The organism is Granulicatella seriolae (assembly GCF_024543085.1).
GTDB lineage: Bacteria > Bacillota > Bacilli > Lactobacillales > Aerococcaceae > Granulicatella > Granulicatella seriolae.
Genome location: NZ_JANHNZ010000003.1, coordinates 149,807 through 169,616, shown reverse-complemented (window position 1 = coordinate 169,616; position 19,810 = coordinate 149,807). Strand labels below are relative to the sequence as shown.

Annotated in this window: 15 protein-coding genes; all 15 read right to left on the bottom strand. The window is 38.2% G+C overall.

Annotated elements, in window-relative coordinates:
* Positions 1–17 precede the first annotated feature (17 nt).
* Entirely contained in the window at positions 18–1,997 is a 1,980-nt protein-coding gene (gene mutL, locus NPA36_RS04745) for a DNA mismatch repair endonuclease MutL (RefSeq protein ID WP_256944963.1), read from the bottom strand.
* Positions 1,997–4,582, bottom strand: a complete 2,586-nt coding sequence (gene mutS / locus NPA36_RS04740; protein ID WP_256944962.1) for a DNA mismatch repair protein MutS — start codon at positions 4,580–4,582, stop codon at positions 1,997–1,999. The genes mutL and mutS overlap by 1 nt, the downstream gene beginning before the upstream one ends.
* A 29-nt stretch (positions 4,583–4,611) precedes the next feature.
* The gene (locus tag NPA36_RS04735) at positions 4,612–4,989 is read right to left on the bottom strand and encodes a YlbF family regulator (protein ID WP_256944961.1); all 378 of its coding nucleotides are present in this window, start codon (positions 4,987–4,989) and stop codon (positions 4,612–4,614) included.
* 1 nt (position 4,990) lies between these two features.
* Positions 4,991–5,797 (bottom strand): TIGR00282 family metallophosphoesterase, encoded by an 807-nt coding sequence (locus NPA36_RS04730; RefSeq protein ID WP_256944960.1) that lies wholly within the window; start codon positions 5,795–5,797, stop codon positions 4,991–4,993.
* A gap of 263 nt (positions 5,798–6,060) precedes the next feature.
* Positions 6,061–6,360, bottom strand: a complete 300-nt coding sequence (locus NPA36_RS04725) for a DUF3784 domain-containing protein (protein ID WP_256944959.1) — start codon at positions 6,358–6,360, stop codon at positions 6,061–6,063.
* A gap of 204 nt (positions 6,361–6,564) precedes the next feature.
* Positions 6,565–6,915, bottom strand: coding sequence for a 30S ribosome-binding factor RbfA (rbfA, locus tag NPA36_RS04720; RefSeq protein ID WP_256944958.1), 351 nt, complete (start codon positions 6,913–6,915; stop codon positions 6,565–6,567).
* Between the two features lie 26 nt (positions 6,916–6,941).
* A complete protein-coding gene (infB, locus tag NPA36_RS04715; RefSeq protein ID WP_256944957.1) occupies positions 6,942–9,482 on the bottom strand; it encodes a translation initiation factor IF-2 in 2,541 nt (846 codons plus the stop codon).
* Between the two features lie 12 nt (positions 9,483–9,494).
* Entirely contained in the window at positions 9,495–9,821 is a 327-nt protein-coding gene (locus tag NPA36_RS04710; RefSeq protein WP_256944956.1) for a L7Ae/L30e/S12e/Gadd45 family ribosomal protein, read from the bottom strand.
* Complete coding sequence (gene rnpM, locus NPA36_RS04705; RefSeq protein WP_256944955.1) at positions 9,821–10,108, bottom strand: RNase P modulator RnpM; 288 nt, start codon at positions 10,106–10,108, stop codon at positions 9,821–9,823. The genes NPA36_RS04710 and rnpM overlap by 1 nt, the downstream gene beginning before the upstream one ends.
* A 24-nt stretch (positions 10,109–10,132) precedes the next feature.
* Positions 10,133–11,314: a transcription termination factor NusA gene (gene nusA, locus NPA36_RS04700; protein ID WP_256944954.1), complete on the bottom strand. Its 1,182-nt coding sequence runs from the start codon at positions 11,312–11,314 to the stop codon at positions 10,133–10,135.
* Between the two features lie 27 nt (positions 11,315–11,341).
* On the bottom strand, positions 11,342–11,815 hold the full coding sequence (rimP, locus tag NPA36_RS04695) for a ribosome maturation factor RimP (protein WP_256944953.1): 474 nt from the start codon (positions 11,813–11,815) through the stop codon (positions 11,342–11,344).
* 155 nt (positions 11,816–11,970) lie between these two features.
* A complete protein-coding gene (locus NPA36_RS04690; RefSeq protein ID WP_256944952.1) occupies positions 11,971–16,305 on the bottom strand; it encodes a PolC-type DNA polymerase III in 4,335 nt (1,444 codons plus the stop codon).
* A 311-nt stretch (positions 16,306–16,616) separates the two neighbouring features.
* Positions 16,617–17,879: an RIP metalloprotease RseP gene (gene rseP, locus NPA36_RS04685; RefSeq protein ID WP_256944951.1), complete on the bottom strand. Its 1,263-nt coding sequence runs from the start codon at positions 17,877–17,879 to the stop codon at positions 16,617–16,619.
* An 11-nt stretch (positions 17,880–17,890) separates the two neighbouring features.
* Entirely contained in the window at positions 17,891–18,694 is an 804-nt protein-coding gene (locus NPA36_RS04680; protein ID WP_256944950.1) for a phosphatidate cytidylyltransferase, read from the bottom strand.
* Positions 18,695–18,705: 11 nt separating this feature from the next.
* Positions 18,706–19,482 carry an isoprenyl transferase gene (locus NPA36_RS04675; protein WP_407932776.1) on the bottom strand — a complete coding sequence of 259 codons (777 nt, stop codon included), beginning with the start codon at positions 19,480–19,482 and terminating at the stop codon, positions 18,706–18,708.
* Between the last annotated feature and the right edge of the window lie 328 nt (positions 19,483–19,810).

Genomic DNA, 19,810 nt, shown 5'->3' with positions numbered 1-19,810 from the left:
TCTTTCAATTTTATTTCTTACATCTCTTGACTCCTAGAGCGATGCGGGTCTTGAATTCTCTTAAATAAATGTTCCATATCTTTATTCGAAAAATGAACCAGAACTGGTCTGCCATGTGGACAGTTGTAAGGATTAGAGCATTTTGACAAATCCAATAACAATTGACGAGCTTCTATATCCGATAGATGGTGATTGGCTTTAATGGATTGCTTACAACTCATCATAATAGCCGTTGCTTCTCTTAAGGTAGCAACATCAATGGATTTGTCCTTTAGTACAAAGTCGATAATCGCTTCAATGGTCACTATTTCTTGCCCTTTTTTAATCCAAGCAGGATGTTCTTGTAACTGAAAACTATTGCTACCGAAAGGTTCAAGATGGATCCCCATACTTTCCAACGCTTCACTTCTCTCCTGTAATTGAAGAACTTCCTGTTTGGAATAAGTCAAAACTAGGGGCACCAACAATTGTTGAAAATGAGGAGCAACATTGCCAATTTCGACCTTAAAATATTCATATTTTATCCGCTCTTGCGCAGCGTGTTGGTCAATCATATACAAACCATCTTGATTCTGGGCAAAGAGATAGGTGCCATGCATTTGCCCAAAATAATAGAGCTCAGGAAATGGGTTATTGGTATAGTCAAGTTGCTCCATATCAGTTTTGGCTAATTTGAGATAGTCTGAGTTTTCTTGATGAAAGTCAACCAGTTCTTCTTCACTAGAAATGATGCTTTCTTTTTGGTCAAGATGGTATTCTTTGGCTTCTTCCTCAACCAATTTATTCTCAAAGCCCTCAGTTTGTGCCGGGTGACTTACTTGACTATTTGAGACTTGGCTAACATCTTCATTGACATTCATCTGAGATAAAAAGTCAGACAGCTCATCACCAGGAAAAGACCTATCAGATATTGATTCTTGACTCAAATGCAATACTTCTTGTTCTGCGTCAACCTTGCTTTTCTTAGCAAAGCCTTTGAAACTATCATTGGTATTCAAACCAGGAATCCGTTGAACCCCCTTGATAGCTACAGAAATGGTTCGTTTAATTAAGTCAACCAGTTCTTTTTCTTTACTAATTCGCACTTCCTGTTTGGTAGGATGAACGTTGACATCGACTAAGAGAGAATCCATAGTAACCTTAATAACCGATATAGGAAACCGCCCAATCATCAAGGTTGACCCATAAGCATCAATAATAGCCCGATTGATAGCAAAATTTTTAATAGAACGACCATTAATAAAAATGGACATGTTGTTGCGGTTAGAACGAGTTAGCTCTGGAATAGAGGTATAGCCTTGAATGTGGAAATCCAAATCCTCTCCTTCAAAGGCAACCATCTTCCTAGCATTGTCAGTCCCTAAATTTCCAGCAATGGCTTGTCTCAAATCATCATTTCCACTTGTACGCAGCAAGAAATTATTATCATGTTTCAAGATAAAAGCAATTTGCGGATGACTGAGAGACATTTTACTGACAACGTCTGTAATATGTGCTAATTCTGTTTGAATACTTTTTAAATACTTCAACCGAGCTGGTGTATTGTAAAACAAATCTTCTACAAGGATACTCGTTCCTTTTGGCAATCCAATTGGTGTATCCTTAATAATTTGTCCACCTTCTAAGTAAAGCTCAATCCCTTGTCCTTCACCTGTTGATGTTTTCAGCGTGACTTTTGAAACAGCTGTGATACTGGCTAGGGCCTCGCCTCGAAAACCAAGTGTCCGAATGCGGAATAGTTGCTCTGGACTGTATAATTTACTAGTTGTATGACGTTTGATGGCCAATCTAGCATCTTCTGGTGACATCCCCTGTCCATTATCACTAATATAAATGGAGCGGAGACCTGCTTCAAGAAGTGAGATTTCAATACGAGTACTACCCGCATCGACAGAATTCTCTAACAACTCTTTGACAACAGATGCTGGACGTTCAATCACTTCACCAGCTGCAATCTGGTTGGTTAATAGAGAACTTAATTCCTTAATAATACCCATTAGCTCTCATCCCCTTTCAAGAGTTCTTGCCAATCAACAACTAAATTCAAGACTTGAATCGGTGTTAGTTGTGCTAGATTTAAACTTTGAATTTGATCAGATACAGCTCTTTCATTGAGATTTAGTTCTGTCTCTTCAAATAAGGACAGTTGTTGGTCAATGACTTTAGCAGAATCTTTACTTGCCTGACTTTCTAATTTAGAAAGGATTTTTTGAGCATTTTTCAGCAGTTCTTTTGGTAAGCCAGCCAGTTTTGCCACATGGATTCCGTAGCTTTTATCTGCTGGGCCTTCCATGATTTTATGCAAGAAGACCACTTCTCCATTTTTTTCAATCGCTCCTACATGGACATTGCGTAATCCTTTTAATTCTTGGCTCAGGTCTGTTAATTCATGGTAATGTGTTGAAAACAGTGTTTTGGCCGGTATTTTTTCATGAATGTATTGCAATATTGCTTGAGCCAATGCCATCCCATCATAGGTAGCTGTCCCACGACCGATCTCGTCAAACAACAAGAGTGAGTATTTATCCGCCTCTTGAATAGCAACGTTGGTCTCTAGCATTTCAACCATAAAGGTACTTTGACCAGCAATCAAGTCGTCCGCGGCTCCAATTCTAGTGAAAACCTGTTTAAAAATTGGTAACTTGGCTGATTTGGCAGGTACAAAACAACCCATTTGAGCTAAGATAACGATTAGGGCTAACTGTCTCATATAGGTGGATTTACCGGACATGTTAGGACCTGTAATTAGTAGAATCTCTTGGTTCTTGTCCATAGAAATGGAGTTGGGTACGTAAGCGGCCTGCCCCATGACTTTTTCCACAACTGGGTGCCGCCCATCGATAATCTCTAAATCTCGGTCATCAAAAGACAGTTGCGGTTGAACAAATTGATACTGTTCACTAACCAAGGCAAAACTTTGTAAAACATCTAAACTTGCGACCGTAGCTGCCAAAGATTGTAAACGACTGGAATAAGATTTGACTAATTCTCTAATCTCAATAAATAAATCATATTCTACTTGAGAAGATTTTTCTTCCGCTTCTAAAATTTTTCGTTCTTGTTCTTTTAATTCAGGTGTCACATAGCGTTCAGCATTTGCCAAGGTTTGTTTGCGCTCATAGCGGCTTTCGTCTAAGAGAGCGACATTAGCTTTGGTCACCTCAATGTAATAGCCAAAAACTCGGTTATAATTAATCTTTAAGGTTTTAATGCCTGTTTTTTCTCTTTCTTGTGCTTGTAAGGCCGCAATCCACTGTTTGCCATTAGCCATAGTATCTCGGTAATCATCCAGAATATTAGAGTATCCTGCACGAATCACATTGCCATCCTTGAGTTGAAGAGGTGCATCCTCATCAATAGCTCTAGAAATAATATCTACAACTTCCGGAACTGGATCTAAAAAATCAATCGTTCTTGCCCAAACGGTATCAGGTAAGGTTCCTAACACTTGAGCGATATGCGGAATTTGTAATAAGGATTGCTTTAATTGTAATAAGTCTCTAGCATTTGCCGTTCCAAAGGAGATTTTTCCAACGATTCTTTCTAAGTCGTAGATTGCTGTTAGGTAGCTAGAAATATCAGACCGTTCAAAATAATGATTGATAAGACTTTCTACCTGTTGGTGGCGTTCAACAATATCTGCTTCCACTACCAATGGTTTTTCAATCCATTTTTTCAACAACCTAGACCCCATAGCCGTTTTAGTTTCATCTAAAAACCAGTATAAGGAGCCATTTTTCAACTGCGTTTTTAAGGATGTTAGTAATTCTAAGTTTCTCTTGCTTTCAAAATTGATTTTTAAAAAATGTTCAACTTGGTATTCAACCGCTACTTGCAAATGAGATAGACTTCGTTTTTGCGTAGAAATCAAATAAGCAAGTAGATAATTAAAGCTTGCTTTTAAAGAAGCAGCCTCTACTTGTGACCACAAAGATTGGTAGACTCTAAGTTGGTCCTCACTAATTGTGTCGCCATTAAATAGGCTGACAATAAAATTAAGTGAGCTAGACAAAGCTTCAATTTCTCGGGCTAGTTCTTCTGAGTTGACGATGACTTCCCTAGTTTGAATGGCTGATAGCTCATTTTTCAAGGCATCAAAAGAGGTTAGTTGTGTCCCTCTTAATTCTCCTGTAGTAACATCAACATAGGCCAAGGTATAGCCTTTAGACAAAGCAGATTTGGTAATGGCGACCAAGTAATGATTGGATTGTGCATTCTGATTGGAATAATCAGTGTAGGTTCCGGGTGTGATGACCTGGACTACATCTCGTTTGACCATTCCTTTGGTCGTTTTGGGATCCTCCATTTGCTCACAAATGGCTACCTTGTAGCCCATCTCAACTAAGGTACGAATATATTCTTTGGCAGCATGATGAGGGACTCCACACATAGGAATAGGGTCATCTGCATTTTTATTTCGGCTGGTCAAGGTAATTTCTAGTAATTGCGCTGCTTTTAAAGCGTCATCATAGAAAAGCTCATAAAAGTCACCTAAACGATAGAACAGAAAACTATCAGGATATTGGTCTTTAATAGAAAAATATTGTTCCATCATTGGCGTATGTTTTGTTTTTTGTGGCATAGTTTCACTCATTTCATATAACTTAATTCTTATTCTAAAGAGTCAACCAGTTGTGTTTGTAGGTATTGCATAATGGTTTGAATCAACTCGTCTACTTCTTCTTGTGCTGATCGATATTGTTCAACCGTGATATTCTGCTGAAATTGTAAGGTTAGCGAGTCGATTTCTTTGTCTAGCTCTTTTTTAGCTTGAATTTTTCCATAAACCATCATATGAGCAGCATTTTTCTGCTTTTCCTTGATAGTCTCTTCTAGCTTTTTTAAATAAGTTGATTTATTAATAGCCTCTTCCACTTGCTTATAGCGAATCACTTCTGGAAATTGATTGAGTTCATGAATCAGCTGCCCAACCATCTGTTTTAGCTGTGGTGACATCTCTTGATCAAAGCTTTTATCTACTGGCTTCACATCAAAAACCGCCTTCCAAAAATGGCTTATCTGGTGAAATCTGAATGGGCTGAATACTCTTAGATTTACCACTGGTATCATCCACTTCAATAATACAAGCAGATAAAATAGTTGGCCCATTATCTGGAACTACAAATCTAGCTGGTAGCTGGTTGAGAAACTTACCTATAATGGCATTTCTTTCCATACCTAGAATGCCATCATAAGGACCAGTCATACCCACATCTGTTAGATATGCGGTTCCTTGAGGTAGAATTCTAGCATCATTGGTCTGTACATGCGTATGAGTACCAACAAGAGCAGAGATCCGTCCATCTAGATACCACGCCATTGCTTGCTTTTCACTAGTCGTTTCAGCATGAAAATCCACAAAAATATGTTTGGTCCTAGCACTACATTGTTCCAACAGCTCCTCAATCACTTGAAAAGGGTCATCCAAGGTATTCATAAAGACACGGCCTTGAAGATTGATGACCGCTACCTCAATCGCATTAACCTTTACATAAACAAGACCAACTCCAGGAACTGATTTGGGGAAATTTGCCGGACGAATTAATTTCTTGGCTCCATCGATAAATTCAAAAATCTCGCGATTGTCCCACGTATGGTTTCCCATGGTAACAATATCCACTCCGGATTGAAGAAACTGCTTGTAAATTTTCTCGGTAATTCCTCTACCTGCCGCAGCATTTTCTCCATTAAGGATGGTTAATTGTGGTTTGTAGTGTTTTTTTAATTGAGGCAGATAGGTATCCACCATCTGGCGACCCAAGCTTCCAACAACGTCACCAACGAATAATATTTTCATAAAAATCCTTTCTGTAACAAGAGATTCATTCCCTACTAGTTTATCAATAAATCAATGAAAATGAAAGTTTGCTAATTGGAAAATAATTCGCTTATAGTATTAGAGTAGCTTTGTACTCCGGAGACTATTATTTATTAAAAGCTTTCGATTAGATTTGACAAATATCTTAAAAAATTGAAAGGCGCTTAAAATCACGTTATAAGTTAACGTAACTTTAAGCGCTATTGATTTTAGATTTTTTATACAGGTTGATACATGGTCTGTCACCGTTTAGAAAAATAATTTGCTACTAGTCCTGTAATTGAAACCCCTATAAGTAGAGTTCCGATTATCGTCAGTAATGCCGTCTCATTCGCTAGTATCTCCTCGTAGATTAGCATGGCTTCCACTAATATTACAACTCCATTTAGCATTAAAGATATTCCTACTAGAGTAGCTAGCCGATTTGGATTACTAGTTTCCGATGATTTATAACCTGCTAAAATATTAACTAGTTTAAAACGCCATATGATTATGCCGATAAACAGTAAGGTCAGCCCGGATAGTAATGATGCAAGAAACATAATCTCCCTCCTCGTAAATATAACTCCTAAGAATCATTAAAGCTACTACAATGAGCCAATACACGGTGAATACCTCTATAAGTTTATTATACAATATCCACACTCATATAGGTCAAATTCATATAGTTAATATTGCTAAGAATACATAAAACATCCCTGTGGTTCACCGTTACCAGTAAACCAAGGGATGTCCTATAAAAATGTTTAGTCTTCTTGGTGCAACTGATTAATCAATTGGTCAATCTTATTGCCGTAATCGACTGATTCATCTCGCTTAAAGAATAATTCAGGGGTCTTATACAGGGTCAAGCGTTGACCAAGTTCACGGCGAATTAATCCAGTTGCCTTTTCTAGCCCTTCTTCAGTAGCTTTGCGTTCACTGGCTAAATCAGAGAGGGTTGAATAATAGATAGTGGCTTGTTGTAGGTCGCCAGTTACTTCGACATCTGTAATGGTTACTCCTTCAACACGAGGATCTCTGACTTTCTTTTTCAAGATGTCATTGACTTCACGCATGATTTCTTGCGTCACTCGACCTAATCTAAAATTTGCCATTTGCTTACACCTCTAATCTGGAGTTCTTATTTTCTTTTGATTTCGACCATTTCAAAAGCTTCAACGATATCGTCTACACGGATATCATTGTAGTTTTGAATCATAAGTCCGAATTCAAAGCCTAGTTTGACTTCTTTTACATCATCTTTGAAACGTTTTAAGCTAGCTAGTTCGCCTTCATAGATAACAATATTATCACGGATTAGACGAACTTGACTATTTCGTCTGATAAAACCGTCTGTTACATATGAACCAGCAATTGTTCCAAGTTTAGAAACAGCATAGGTTTCACGTACGATAGCAGAACCAGTTACTTTTTCTTCAAACTCTGGATCAAGCATTCCCTTCATAGCAGTTTCAATCTCGTCAATCACATTATAAATAATGCGGTGTAGGCGGATATCTACTTGTTCAGACTCAGCTTGTAATTTTGCTTGTGGGGTAGGTCGAACGTTGAATCCAATGATAATGGCATTACTTGCTAAGGCAAGAGTAATATCACTTTCGTTCACAGCTCCAACGGCTGTATGGATAATCTTAACGCGTACACCTTCAACCTCAATCTTTTGTAAGCTGGAAACTAATGCTTCCGCTGAACCTTGTACGTCAGCTTTGATAATGACGTTAACTTCTTTCATCTCACCCTCTTTAAGGCTTGAGAATAGGTTGTCTAAGGTGATACGGTTAGTTGCACTACGTTGTTCGATTAGAGCACGTTTGGCACGCTCCTCACCCGCAGCACGAGCAGTTTTTTCATCTTCAAAGACAACAAAACGGTCCCCTGCTTGAGGTGATACGTTCAATCCGGTAATTTCAACTGGAGTGGCTGGCAAAGCTTCTTTTACTCGACGTCCTTGGTCGTTGACCATTACTCGAACACGTCCAAAGGCATTTCCAACAACAATAGGGTCTCCCACTTTTAAGGTTCCTTCTTGTACTAACAGAGTAGCGATAGGTCCTTTTGATTTGTCTAAACGAGCTTCGATAACAGAGCCTAATGCTAAACGGTTAGGGTTAGCTTTTAACTCTTGAATTTCAGCAACTAGAAGAATCATTTCAAGTAATTCTTCAATATTTTGATTAAACTTAGCTGAAATTTCTACAAAGATAGTGTCTCCACCCCAAGCTTCAGGAACCAATCCTAAATCAGATAATTCTTGCATAACTCTACCTGGGTTAGCAGCTGGTTTATCGATCTTATTAACAGCTACGATAATTGGTACATCTGCTGCTTTAGCATGGTTAATCGCTTCGATGGTTTGTGGCATCACGCCATCATCTGCAGCAACGACAATAATTGTAATGTCTGTTACATCAGCACCACGAGCACGCATAGTTGTAAAGGCAGCATGTCCCGGTGTATCCAAGAAAGTAATTGGTTTTCCATCGATTTTTATTTGGTAAGCACCGATATGTTGCGTGATACCACCAGCTTCAGAAAGAGTGACACTAGTATTTCTAAGTTGGTCAAGCAAGGTTGTCTTACCATGATCGACGTGTCCCATAATGGTCACTACAGGAGGACGTGACACTAGTTCTTCTGGCTTCACTTCTTCTTCAAAATAGCTATCTAGGTCAGAAATATCTTTTTCAATCTTTTCTTCAGCTTCAATACCATAATCTGCTGCTAATAATTCAATAGCATCTCTAGAAAGTCCTTGATTGAGTGTCGCCATGACACCAAGTAAAAATAATTTCTTGATGATTTCAGCTGGTTCACGTTTGATTTTTTTCGCTAAATCAGCTACTGTCATGCCGTCTGTGTAAACTAAAACTTCTGGTAATTCATGGAATTTACGTGCTGGAACTGGTGGTTTCTTGCTTTCTTGACCACGATTATTACGGCCACGGTTCTTATTGTTGCGGTTGTTTTTCTTACCACGGTTAAAGCTGTCTCCACCTTGTTTGTCAAAGCGTGAGTCAGTTCTTTTGTTAGCTGGTTTTTTATTGTCATAGTTAGGTTTAGCTGGTCTAGATTGGCTAGAGCTTCCTGATTGACCACTTGCCGGTCTACTTTCTCTGGTAACTGTTGTTGGTCTAGCATCTTTTGTAGCAGTAGCTGGTCTACGATTGCTTGATGCACTAGAAGTTCTGTCTTGTGATGCAGCTGGTCTGGATGATTGACTACTTCTTTGTCCATTGTTTGAAGAGTTTGGACGAGTACCAGTTGTTGAATTTGGTCTAGTTTGACCGCTGTTTTCAGTTCGACCTTGTGGCTTCGAAGGACGATTGTCTGAACGTGTTGTGGTTTGCCCACTTGGTCTGTTAGTTGGTTTATTGCTTTGTGGTTTTTTTGCTTGATTTTGATGAGAACTTGTTTGGTTGTTTGATGAATTCGCTGTCTGTTTAATAGGTTTTGGACTCTCTTTCTTAGTCACAGCCGTTGTTGGAGCAGTTTTGGCTGATGCTTTTTTTGTGAATGCTTGATTTAATTGTTTAATTTCATTATCTTCCATGGTTGACATGTGACTATTATAAGAAATGCCCAAAGTAGACGCTTGGTCTAAGACTGCCTTACTTGAAAGATTTAATTTCTTTGCAAACTCGTATACACGTGTTTTTGTCATACTCTCACCTTCCTATATCTTCATTATCGTTATTCCTTCCATGCCAAGTAGACTTTTTGAAAAACCCTTATCTGATATTCCGCAGATGGAACGATTTTTCCCAATTGCTTGAGAAATCGTTGCCGAATCAAATGGTTGAATAAATGGAATTTCATAATGTTGGCATTTATTCTGAATTTTTTTTACAGTTTTTGGACTAGAATCCGTAGCGCAAATGACACAAAATACTTTATTTCTTTGAATGGCTGTTAGTACTTGTTCTTCACCAGAAACCAGTTTCCCAGCTCTCGTTGCCATTCCTAATAGGTTTAGAGCTTTCTTTAAGGTTTGTTGGTCCATTATAGAATCTCTTTTCTAGCTTTTTGATGGTCCACATAGGTTAATAATTCTTCATAAAAGCTGTCTGGAATTTCGATTTCCAACTGCTTTTCAAACAAATGATTTTTCCATGCTTTTTCAACCAATGTCGGTTCTAAAGTGATATAGGCTCCACGTCCATTGAGCCTGCCACTTGGATCAAGTTCTGCAACACCTTCAGTATTTCGAACAACACGTACCAACTCTTTCTTTGGCATCATCTGTCCAGATGCAATACATCTTCTCATTGGAATTTTCTTTTTTTTCATGTAGGACCTCACTTTCTGACTTGGTTATTCTGCTGACGTTTCTTCTTCTATTTCTTCTTGAACTACTTCTTTTGTAGTTTTTTCATTTGCTTCCACAAAGTCTTCAACTACGTTTACATCTTCCTCAACTTCTTCTATTTCTTGTTCAAGTTCTTGAGCTTGATTCAGTAATTCTGCGTATGCTGATTCAGATTTGATATCCACGCGGAAACCAGTTAATTTTGCAGCTAAACGAGCATTTTGTCCACGTTTACCAATAGCAAGGGATAATTGGTAATCTGGTACCACTACAACACAGCTGTTGCTCGCTTCATCGAAATGAACATCAACAACTTGTGCTGGATTCAAAGCGTTAGCAATATAAACTGCTGGATCTTCTTTCCACTCAACAATATCCATATTCTCACCGTTTAACTCATTTACAATGGCTTGTACACGTTGTCCACGAGGGCCAACGCAAGTTCCAACAGCATCTAAGTTTTCATTGCGGCTTCTTACGGCCACTTTAGCACGGTCACCTGCTTCTCTAGCAATAGAAACAATTTCAACCACGCCATCATAGATTTCAGGAACTTCTTGTTCGAATAAACGTTTCAACAAATCTGGATGACTTCTGCTGACAAAAATTTGTGGGCCTTTTGTAGTGTTGTCCACTTTGGTTACCAAAACTTTTATTCTGTCCCCAGGATTATACTCTTCTGTAGGAATTTGTTCTTGTTTGGATAAACCAGCAACAATTTTTCCTAAGTTAACATAAACATAACGAGAATCCGCGCGGTCTACCACACCGGTCATGATTTCATTTTCATAAGTGATGAATTCATTGTAGATATTAGTCCGTTCTGCGTCTCTCAAGCGTTGCATGATAACTTGCTTAGCGGTTTGAGCTGCAATTCTTCCGAAATCTTTTGGAGTGACTTCAAAACGAATCTTGTCACCTAGTTCATAGGCCTTGTGGATGGTTAATGCTTCGTCAAGGCTCACTTCCAAAGTAGAGTCAAAAACAAATTCAACAACTTCTTTGACAGCATAGACATGCATATCGCCCTTTTTCTCATCAAATTGAATTTCGACGTTTTGTGATTGTCCATAATTCTTCTTATAAGCAGAAACGAGTGCCGCTTCTAAGGCTTGAATAACAATCTCTTTTGAAATTCCCTTCTCTTCTTCTAAAATATCAAGGGCTTTGATTAAATCTTTATTCATTTTTTATTTACTCCTTTATTAGTCTTTCTAAAATTGAATAGCCAAGCGGGCTTTGGCGATTTGGTTACGTTCAATTCTTACTTCTTTGGTGCGTGTTTTAACCTTAACCGTTAAAACCAAAGACTCATCATTGATGTCTGTTAAAGTTCCCTCAACAAATTTTTCACCGTCTAGCGCCTTATAGAAAGATAAATGAATATATTTTCCAAGAGCTGCTTGTAAATCTTCTTCAGTTTTTAATGGACGTTCTGCTCCAGGAGAAGAAACTTCTAAGAAATAGGCCTGGGGAATTGGGTCTGGATTTTGAGCATCTAAAATCGCGCTGAATTTTTCACTCATGGTGGCACAATCCTCTAAATCAATCCCACCCGGTTTATCTAAGTAGAACCGTAAAAACCAGTTCTTCCCCTCTTTGACAAATTCTAAATCGACCAATTCAAATCCTTGTTCTGCAATTATTTCTTGGGTTAATTCTTCTACTAATGAGACAACTTTACTCATTTCTATCCTCCTTTTTATTCAATCTGAACTATTTATAGCTTGCATAATTTTGCGTAAAAAGAGTGAGCGTTTCCGCTCACTCTCCTACAGGCTCCCTTACTTTTGTTAGTATACCACAAAACTAGCATACATACAAATTTCCCACGATTTCTAGCTTAAAAATCAAATAAAGATAGTTGATTTTCATCTGGTAAATGGGTGATAGCCTTATTTTCAGTTAAATAATCAATTAAGGTCTTAGAAACCTTACCCCTAGTGGCTAAGTCTTTCTTAGATAAGAAAGGTTGTTCATTACGAGCCTCAACAATCTTATTGGCCACGTTTAGTCCTAATCCAGGGATTGACCTGAACGGCGCAATCAAACTATTGCCTTCAATAACAAAGTTAGAGGCATCTGATTTATCAAGGTCCACCATTTTAAAGGAGAAACCTCTTTCAACCATCTCGTTGGCTAATTCTAGTACGGTTAACAGGTTGGTTTCTTTGGTACTAGCTTCCATTCCCTTGTCTTTGATGTCCTTCATCCGTCTCTTGATGACCTCTTTCCCTTGCGACATAGCCACAATATCAAAGTCTTGGGCACGAACAGAAAAGTATGCACAATAATAGTAGATTGGCATATGAACTTTAAAGTAGGCAACCCGTAAGGCCATTAAAACGTATGCCGTAGCATGGGCTTTAGGGAACATATACTTAATCTTCAAACAGGAGTCAATATACCATTCTGGCACATCAAATTCTCTCATCTTTGCTTGGAGGTCATCAGGAATTCCTTTCCCTTTACGGACACCCTCCATAATAGTAAAGGCATCTCCATTATCTAAGCCTTTATGAATTAGATACACCATAATGTCATCTCGACAACCAATAACGTCTGCTAATGGGATTCCGTGATTTCGAATTAGTTCTTCAGCATTTCCTAAGTAGACGTCTGTACCATGTGATAGACCTGAGATTTGTAGTAGTTCTGCAAAGGTTGTCGGTTTTGTTTGTTCCAACATCCCCCTAACGAATCGGGTTCCAAATTCAGGAATTCCAAGCGTACCTGTTTTCGAATCTATTTGTTCAGGTGTCACACCTAACACTTCTGTCCCACTAAATATCTTCATAACTTCTGGGTCATCTGGTGGGATGGTAATAGGATCCATACCTGATAGATCCTGCAACATACGAATAACGGTCGGATCATCGTGTCCTAGAATATCTAGTTTCAAAACATTATCATGAATGGAGTGGAAATCAAAGTGAGTTGTTTTCCATTCTGCATTTTGGTCATCTGCCGGGTATTGAATTGGGGTAAAATCATAAACATCCATGTAGTCAGGAATAACAATAATACCTCCTGGATGCTGTCCAGTACTCCGTTTGACACCAGTACAGCCTTTACCTAGGCGGTCAACCTCAGCTTGGCGGAACTCTAGGCCCTTGTCACGTTCATATCCTTTCACATAACCAAAGGCTGTTTTTTCTGCAACCGTACCAATTGTTCCAGCACGAAACACATAGTCTTCACCAAAAAGAACTTTTGTATAATTATGGGCTCTTGCTTGATAATCTCCAGAAAAGTTCAAATCGATATCGGGAACTTTGTCTCCATAGAAACCTAAGAAGGTCTCAAATGGAATATCCTGTCCGTCTTTAAGCAGTTGTGCTTGGCAATGTGGGCATTTTTTCTCTGGAAGGTCATAACCAGACCCTACAGAACCGTCATCAAAGAATTCTGAATATTGGCACTCTGGGCATAGGTAATGTGGTGCTAAAGGATTCACTTCGGTAATCCCAGTCATAGTAGCCACTAAGGAGGAGCCAACAGAACCACGTGAACCAACTAAATACCCATCTTCGTTACTCTTATGAACTAGTTTTTGCGAGATTAAATAGATTACCGCAAATCCATTTCCAATAATACTGTCCAACTCTTTGATAATGCGTTTTTCAACGATTTCTGGTAAGTTTTCTCCATAAAGTTGGCGTGCTCTATTGTAAGAAAGATCGGTAATTTCTTGTTCAGCACCTTCAATTTTTGGTGTATAGAGTTCCGTTTTAATTGGCGTGACTTCTTCTAACTGCTGGCTAACCCATTGGCTATTGGTTACAACAATCTTATAAGCAAGTTCTTTGCCTAAAAAGCTAAATTCTTCTAGCATTTCATCTGTTGTTCTAAAGTGGGCTTGTGGGAAATTACCACTTCCAATTTGATTATTCTTTTGAGCGCTTAAGAGGATTTCTCGGTAGATGCTGTCATCCGGATTAAGGTAGTGAACGTTTCCGGTTGCCACAACTGGGATATTTAATTCTTCACCCAGTTTGACTAGATTTTTGATGATTTCCTCAAGGTGATGCTCGCTTCGAACCATTTCTCTTGCAATAAGTGGGCGATAAATTCCTTTAGGCATGACTTCAATATAATCATAGAATTGTGCTTTTTGTTTGGCAACTTCATAGCCTTTTTGCATCATTGCTTCAAACACTTCGCCTTGAGCACAGCCGGAACCAATAAGAAAGTCATCCCGGTTATTGATTAAGAGACTGCGTGGCACCCTAGCATTGCGATAAAAATACTTTACGTTTGAATCTGAAACTAGTTTGAATAAGGATTTCAAACCAGCTTGGTGTTTGGCAAATACTGTCGCATGAAATGGTCTCCCTTTCTTAAAGGATTCCTCAGGATGAAGATTAGTGTTGAGCTGATCATGAGTAAATAGTTGGTAGTTTTGAGCAGCTTCTTTTAAGAAAAGGAATAAAAGATTTCCAGTAGTTTGCGAATCATAAACAGCTCGGTGATGCTGCTCTAGAGCAACACCATAACGTTTGGCCAAGGTATTAAGTCGATGTGATTTTAAATCCGGATGTAAAACCCTGGATAACTCTAAAGTATCAATGACTGGATTTTCTGCAATTGGCATTTTATGTTTTTCATAACCTGTATTCAAAAAGCCCATGTCAAAACTGGCATTATGAGCAACTAAAATAGTATCTTTACTAAATTCCGCAAACTCTTTTAAAACAGTTTTTTCACTTTTAGACCCTTTGAGCATGTCATCCGTAATTCCTGTTAAATCAATGGTTGTGGCAGACAAAGGGAATCCTGGGTCAATAAATTCTTCAAATCGATCAATAACCACACCTTTGTGCATTTTTACAGCAGCTAATTCGATAATTTGATCGTAAATGGCTGACAAACCAGTTGTTTCCACGTCAAAAATAACATAAGTAGCTTCATCTAGAGGAATCGGTTGGGGATTATATGCTACATCCACTTGGTCTTCCACCACATTGGCTTCTAGACCATAAAGAATCTTTATCTTATTCTTTTTCCCTGCAGCATGTGCATCTGGATAAGCTTGTAAGTTTTCATGGTCCGTAATAGCTACAGCAGTATGTCCCCATTTAGCAGCTTGCGCTACTAAGTCAGTGACACTATTGGTAGCGTCTAAAGTAGACATATTAGAGTGCATATGAAGCTCAACACGTTTTTGCCCTTCTTCTGCATTATCTTTGCGCTGTGGGTATTCATAGGCGTTTAAGTCTCTTGCAACCATGCCCAACTCTTGTGAATAACGATTAACTTCGATATTACCAAATGCTTTAACCCAAGTCCCTTTTTTCAGGTTTTGGAGGTTAGCCTCGTCTTCTGGGCTTCCTGGAAAGAGTGTCATACTAATAGACGACGTATAGTCTGTCAGTTTCAATATGCCATACAATTTGCCCGTATTTTTCATGGTTCGAACTTCAATATCAAAAATCTGTCCAGCAATAACAACTTTACGTTCTTCTTCATAAACTTCTGCTAATGGAAGTGGCTCGTTGTTGGACTTGATTAGACCTCCATATAAAACAGAAGAATTTACCGGCTTAGCATTATTTTGCGTTTGTTTATTGGTTTGATTTTGTTCTCTCTGCTCAAGAGACTTTAAGATTAATTGTTGTTCAAACTCATTCTTTTTTTGTTCATGTTCCAATTGTTTTTGTTTGGCTCCCTCTTCATCAATCATAATGATAATCTGATATTTTGGGAAACCAAAATCTGTCATAACGGTTTGAAATAATCCAATATAATTATCCTCAATATGTTTTTTCTGCACATCATTTTGGCATTGAATCGTTATCGTTTGCCCCTCAACTATAGGGTCTTGTGCTTGGAAAACTTGGGCAAGCATTGGAGAAACAAGTTCAATTTTTTTAGCAAACAATTTCCAATAGCTCTGTAGGTAGTCTTCTAGATTAGTAGGTATCTGTCTCACTTGAAAACTTGTTGCTACTTGAGCGACATTTGCGTATTGGTTTTCTAGTCGTTCTAAAAAATTCTGCATTTTTTCAGCAGCCACTATTGTCTCCGTTTCAATGGTGAAAGACCACTGTGGTATGGTTTTATCTACGACAATACTGATCAGTTCAGCATTCTCAAAGTCAGGTAATCGAAAGGAATCCTGATCCAAGTTGACTTGACCTAATAATGTTCGAAATAATTTATCTTGATTAGACTCCATTTTCTCCTCCTTAAATAATGGTACTTGATAGAAATAACTATTGTGCTTAAAAAATTGTACTACATTATAGTTCGTTAATAAGTATCCTACTTAGATAGTCAAGTTTCCAACTCATCTGCCAGAAATCAATACGGTGGCGCCTCTTTGAGTCTTTGACTCACGGTCTTAGCTGTCAACATAGTCGAAAAACCGATATATATCAGCCATGCTGAACACCCTTATTTCTGTCGAATGAGTTGGAAACTCTTTTATATTTTATAATTTTATGGATTCATTAAAGGTTTTTGATAAAGCTTTCAATTAGCTTAACTTTAGAACAGCCTTAAAATGTCATTCCATGTCACTAATAGCATGATAACCAATAAGATAATAGCCCCCGCAATAGTAATATAACTTTCTTTTTGAGGGTCTAATGGTTTTCCTCGAACACCTTCAATAGCATTTAAAACTAGTTTACCTCCATCCAATGCTGGAATTGGCAACAAGTTCATAATTCCTAAGTTAACACTAAGAACAGCTAACAGATTAAGTACCTGCACAAAGCCATTTTGTACTACCTGTGAGGTTAATGAATACATAGCAACAGGGCCACCTAGTTGATTAATCGAGAATCCTTTAGTGAAGAATGAGGATAGGACACTTAAGACACTGGTCATGACTGCCCAAGTAGCTGTAAATCCATATGAAATCTTTGACATAAAGGACGTATCTTGACTAACCATAATTCCAATTTTCCCCACCTTAGTTCCATTGTTATCATCACTTTGACTAGTTAAGGTAACGGATTGTTTTTGACCATCTCGAAGAATCTCCAGCTGTATACTTTGGTCAGGTTTTGCTATTAATTGATCTGTCAATTGAACCCAGTCATTGGTTGGTGTTCCATCAACTGAAACAATCGCATCCCCAGCCAGTAACCCAGCATTGGCTGCGGGCATACCTGCTACCACTTGGCCAATGACATTGCTGTTGGAGGTAACGCCCCCTCTTAGAAAGGCGACAATGGTAAAGGTAATAATGGCTAAAATGAAATTATTCATCGGACCAGCAAAATTGGTCATCATTCGCTTAAGTAATGGTGCCGATTGGAATTGACGCTCAATTGGTGCCACAAAGATCTCTGTTCCGCCCTCTTCAATAATAGTCGCCTTTTTCGAAACAGTAAAACGCTCAAGTTCTGTATTTTGAGCAAGATAGCCTTCAATAAACATTTCTTTTTCTAAATCAGCCTCTTGCACTTGTAAAGGAATCCCGTCAGCCAAGGGATACTTTTCATCTAAACTAATTCTAGTAATGACTTGGTTGGAATCCATCTCAACTATAAGTGACATACCCGGTCGAATATCTTGACCTTCTTCACCCAGTCCAGCCATTCGAACGTAACCACCAATAGGCAAGATACGGATGGTAAAAACTGTCTCTCCCCTACGGAATTGAAGTAATTTTGGCCCCATACCAATGGCAAACTCTCTCACAAGAATGCCAGCACGCTTAGCAAAATAATAATGGCCCGCTTCATGAATAATAACAATGACAGAAAAAACAAATAAAAAAGCGATAATGGTTTGAATCATAATAGGTCCTTTCAGGAAAAGTTTAGTAGAATTGCAAGATAGATTTGAAACATATACATAGCAAAAAAGGTAGAATCAAACCGATCTAAAACCCCACCATGTCCAGGGAAAATGGTGCCAGAATCTTTCACTTGGAAACTACGTTTATAAGCCGATTCAACTAGATCACCTAGTTGTCCAGCAACTGAGATGACCATAATCAAAAAGATTGATTCCAACAAATTAAAGGATAGCGTATTGAAAAAATGAAGATAAATGAGTCCAACAACCACTGCTCCAAAAACTCCACCGATTGTACCCTCAATGGTTTTGTTAGGGCTAATTTTAGGGGCTAATTTTCGCTTTCCAAAAAAACGACCAAAGAGATAAGCAAAAGAATCCGTCGACCAAATAATCATAAAAATTAAAAAGACTAAAGAGAAACCTATGTCTCTAACGAAGAGAATCCCTGAAAAGCCACCGCCGACATATAGAGCAGCTAGAGTGAAGAATGAAACTTCTTCAAAAGAAAAAACTTCTGGTCGATAAACCGTACACAGCATCAAAAAAAGGATACAGGTAAAGAAAATATAAAAAAAGCTAGAATTGCTAGAAAAATATGCTAACGGAAAAGTTGCATTGACAATGGAAAGCGTGGCAATACTGGTAATTACCCCTTCCAAAGAAAAGTAATTCATTTTTTTCATGTTAAAAAATTCATTGATACCAATTAAGGCCAATAGGCTAATTAAAATACGTAGTGGAATACCTCCAATAATTAGAATTGGAATAAAAATAGCTAACATGACAAGGGCAGTTATAATCCTAGTTTTCATCTTTAGTCTCCTTATAAACCACCATATCTGCGGTGTCTGTTTTGATAAACTCCAATAGCTTCTTGCAAGTCTTCTTTAGAAAAATCAGGCCATAAGATATCCGTAAAGTAAAATTCACTATAGGCTAATTGCCAACACAAAAAATTACTTAATCTCACTTCACCACTGGTTCGAATCATTAAATCTGGGTCTTGAAGTTGACCTAAAAAAGCGGTTTGTAACTCTTGATTTATAGAGTCTTCACTCAATTCTTCTACAGTTATCTGTCCATCCTTAACTTGTTGTGCTATGGACTTAGTGGCTTCTAGAATTTCAGCTCTCGAGCCGTAATTTAGGGCAAAAGTAAGTACCATACCCGTATTGTTAACAGTAGCATCAACTGCATTCTGAACAACTCTACGCGTTGAATCTGGTAGTTGATCAATGAAGCCAATTAATTTTATTTGCATATTTCGTTCTTGAATTTCTGGCATAAATAGTTGGAAAAAGTCGCCAGGTAATTTCATCAAAAAGCTGACTTCTTCAGTTGGTCGTTTCCAATTCTCTGTGCTGAAAGCATATAAAGTCATGGCTTTTACACCCAAGTCATCAGCTGCGATAGCGATACGTCTAACCGTCTCCATACCTTCCTTGTGCCCAGCAATTCTTGGCAGCATTCGTTTTTGTGCCCATCTGCCATTACCATCCATGATAACAGCAATGTGTTGAGGGATTTTTCCCTCTTGATCGAAGTGGTTGCTAGTCTCTTCTTTTTTTGTAGTTAACCATCGATTTAAAAACTTCATCAAGTCCACCTTTTCTCATTTGAATAAGATTCTTCCCTTCATTTTAACAGAATACCGCAACAAATTGTAGATTTTTACTTATCTTATGAAATTTATATGTATCGAACACCAAAAACTCCAATGATGAATAATAATTTTGAAACTCTATACTTTATATAAAAAGGACTTGGTAAAAAGTCCATAATGACTTATATTTATTTTTAAAGCACAAAAGAGTTTTGCGAAAAAGCTTATCAGAAATAACGGTGTAAAGCATAGCTGGCGTACAGTGGATGTTTGGCGCTTTCGCCGATTACAGCCACGTAGACAGCTAAGCCAGTGAGACCTAGGC

What these genes read in the sequence shown, in the direction of transcription:
- NPA36_RS04690 (WP_256944952.1), bottom strand. Translation starts at nt 16,305, where the DNA reads ATGGAGTCTAATCAAGATAAATTATTTCGAACATTATTAGGTCAAGTC.
- NPA36_RS04730 (WP_256944960.1), bottom strand. Translation starts at nt 5,797, where the DNA reads ATGAAAATATTATTCGTTGGTGACGTTGTTGGAAGCTTGGGTCGCCAG.
- nusA (WP_256944954.1), bottom strand. Translation starts at nt 11,314, where the DNA reads ATGAATAAAGATTTAATCAAAGCCCTTGATATTTTAGAAGAAGAGAAG.
- rimP (WP_256944953.1), bottom strand. Translation starts at nt 11,815, where the DNA reads ATGAGTAAAGTTGTCTCATTAGTAGAAGAATTAACCCAAGAAATAATT.
- rseP (WP_256944951.1), bottom strand. Translation starts at nt 17,879, where the DNA reads ATGATTCAAACCATTATCGCTTTTTTATTTGTTTTTTCTGTCATTGTT.
- NPA36_RS04710 (WP_256944956.1), bottom strand. Translation starts at nt 9,821, where the DNA reads ATGGACCAACAAACCTTAAAGAAAGCTCTAAACCTATTAGGAATGGCA.
- NPA36_RS04680 (WP_256944950.1), bottom strand. Translation starts at nt 18,694, where the DNA reads ATGAAAACTAGGATTATAACTGCCCTTGTCATGTTAGCTATTTTTATT.
- infB (WP_256944957.1), bottom strand. Translation starts at nt 9,482, where the DNA reads ATGACAAAAACACGTGTATACGAGTTTGCAAAGAAATTAAATCTTTCA.
- rbfA (WP_256944958.1), bottom strand. Translation starts at nt 6,915, where the DNA reads ATGGCAAATTTTAGATTAGGTCGAGTGACGCAAGAAATCATGCGTGAA.
- mutL (WP_256944963.1), bottom strand. Translation starts at nt 1,997, where the DNA reads ATGGGTATTATTAAGGAATTAAGTTCTCTATTAACCAACCAGATTGCA.
- NPA36_RS04725 (WP_256944959.1), bottom strand. Translation starts at nt 6,360, where the DNA reads ATGTTTCTTGCATCATTACTATCCGGGCTGACCTTACTGTTTATCGGC.
- rnpM (WP_256944955.1), bottom strand. Translation starts at nt 10,108, where the DNA reads ATGAAAAAAAAGAAAATTCCAATGAGAAGATGTATTGCATCTGGACAG.
- mutS (WP_256944962.1), bottom strand. Translation starts at nt 4,582, where the DNA reads ATGCCACAAAAAACAAAACATACGCCAATGATGGAACAATATTTTTCT.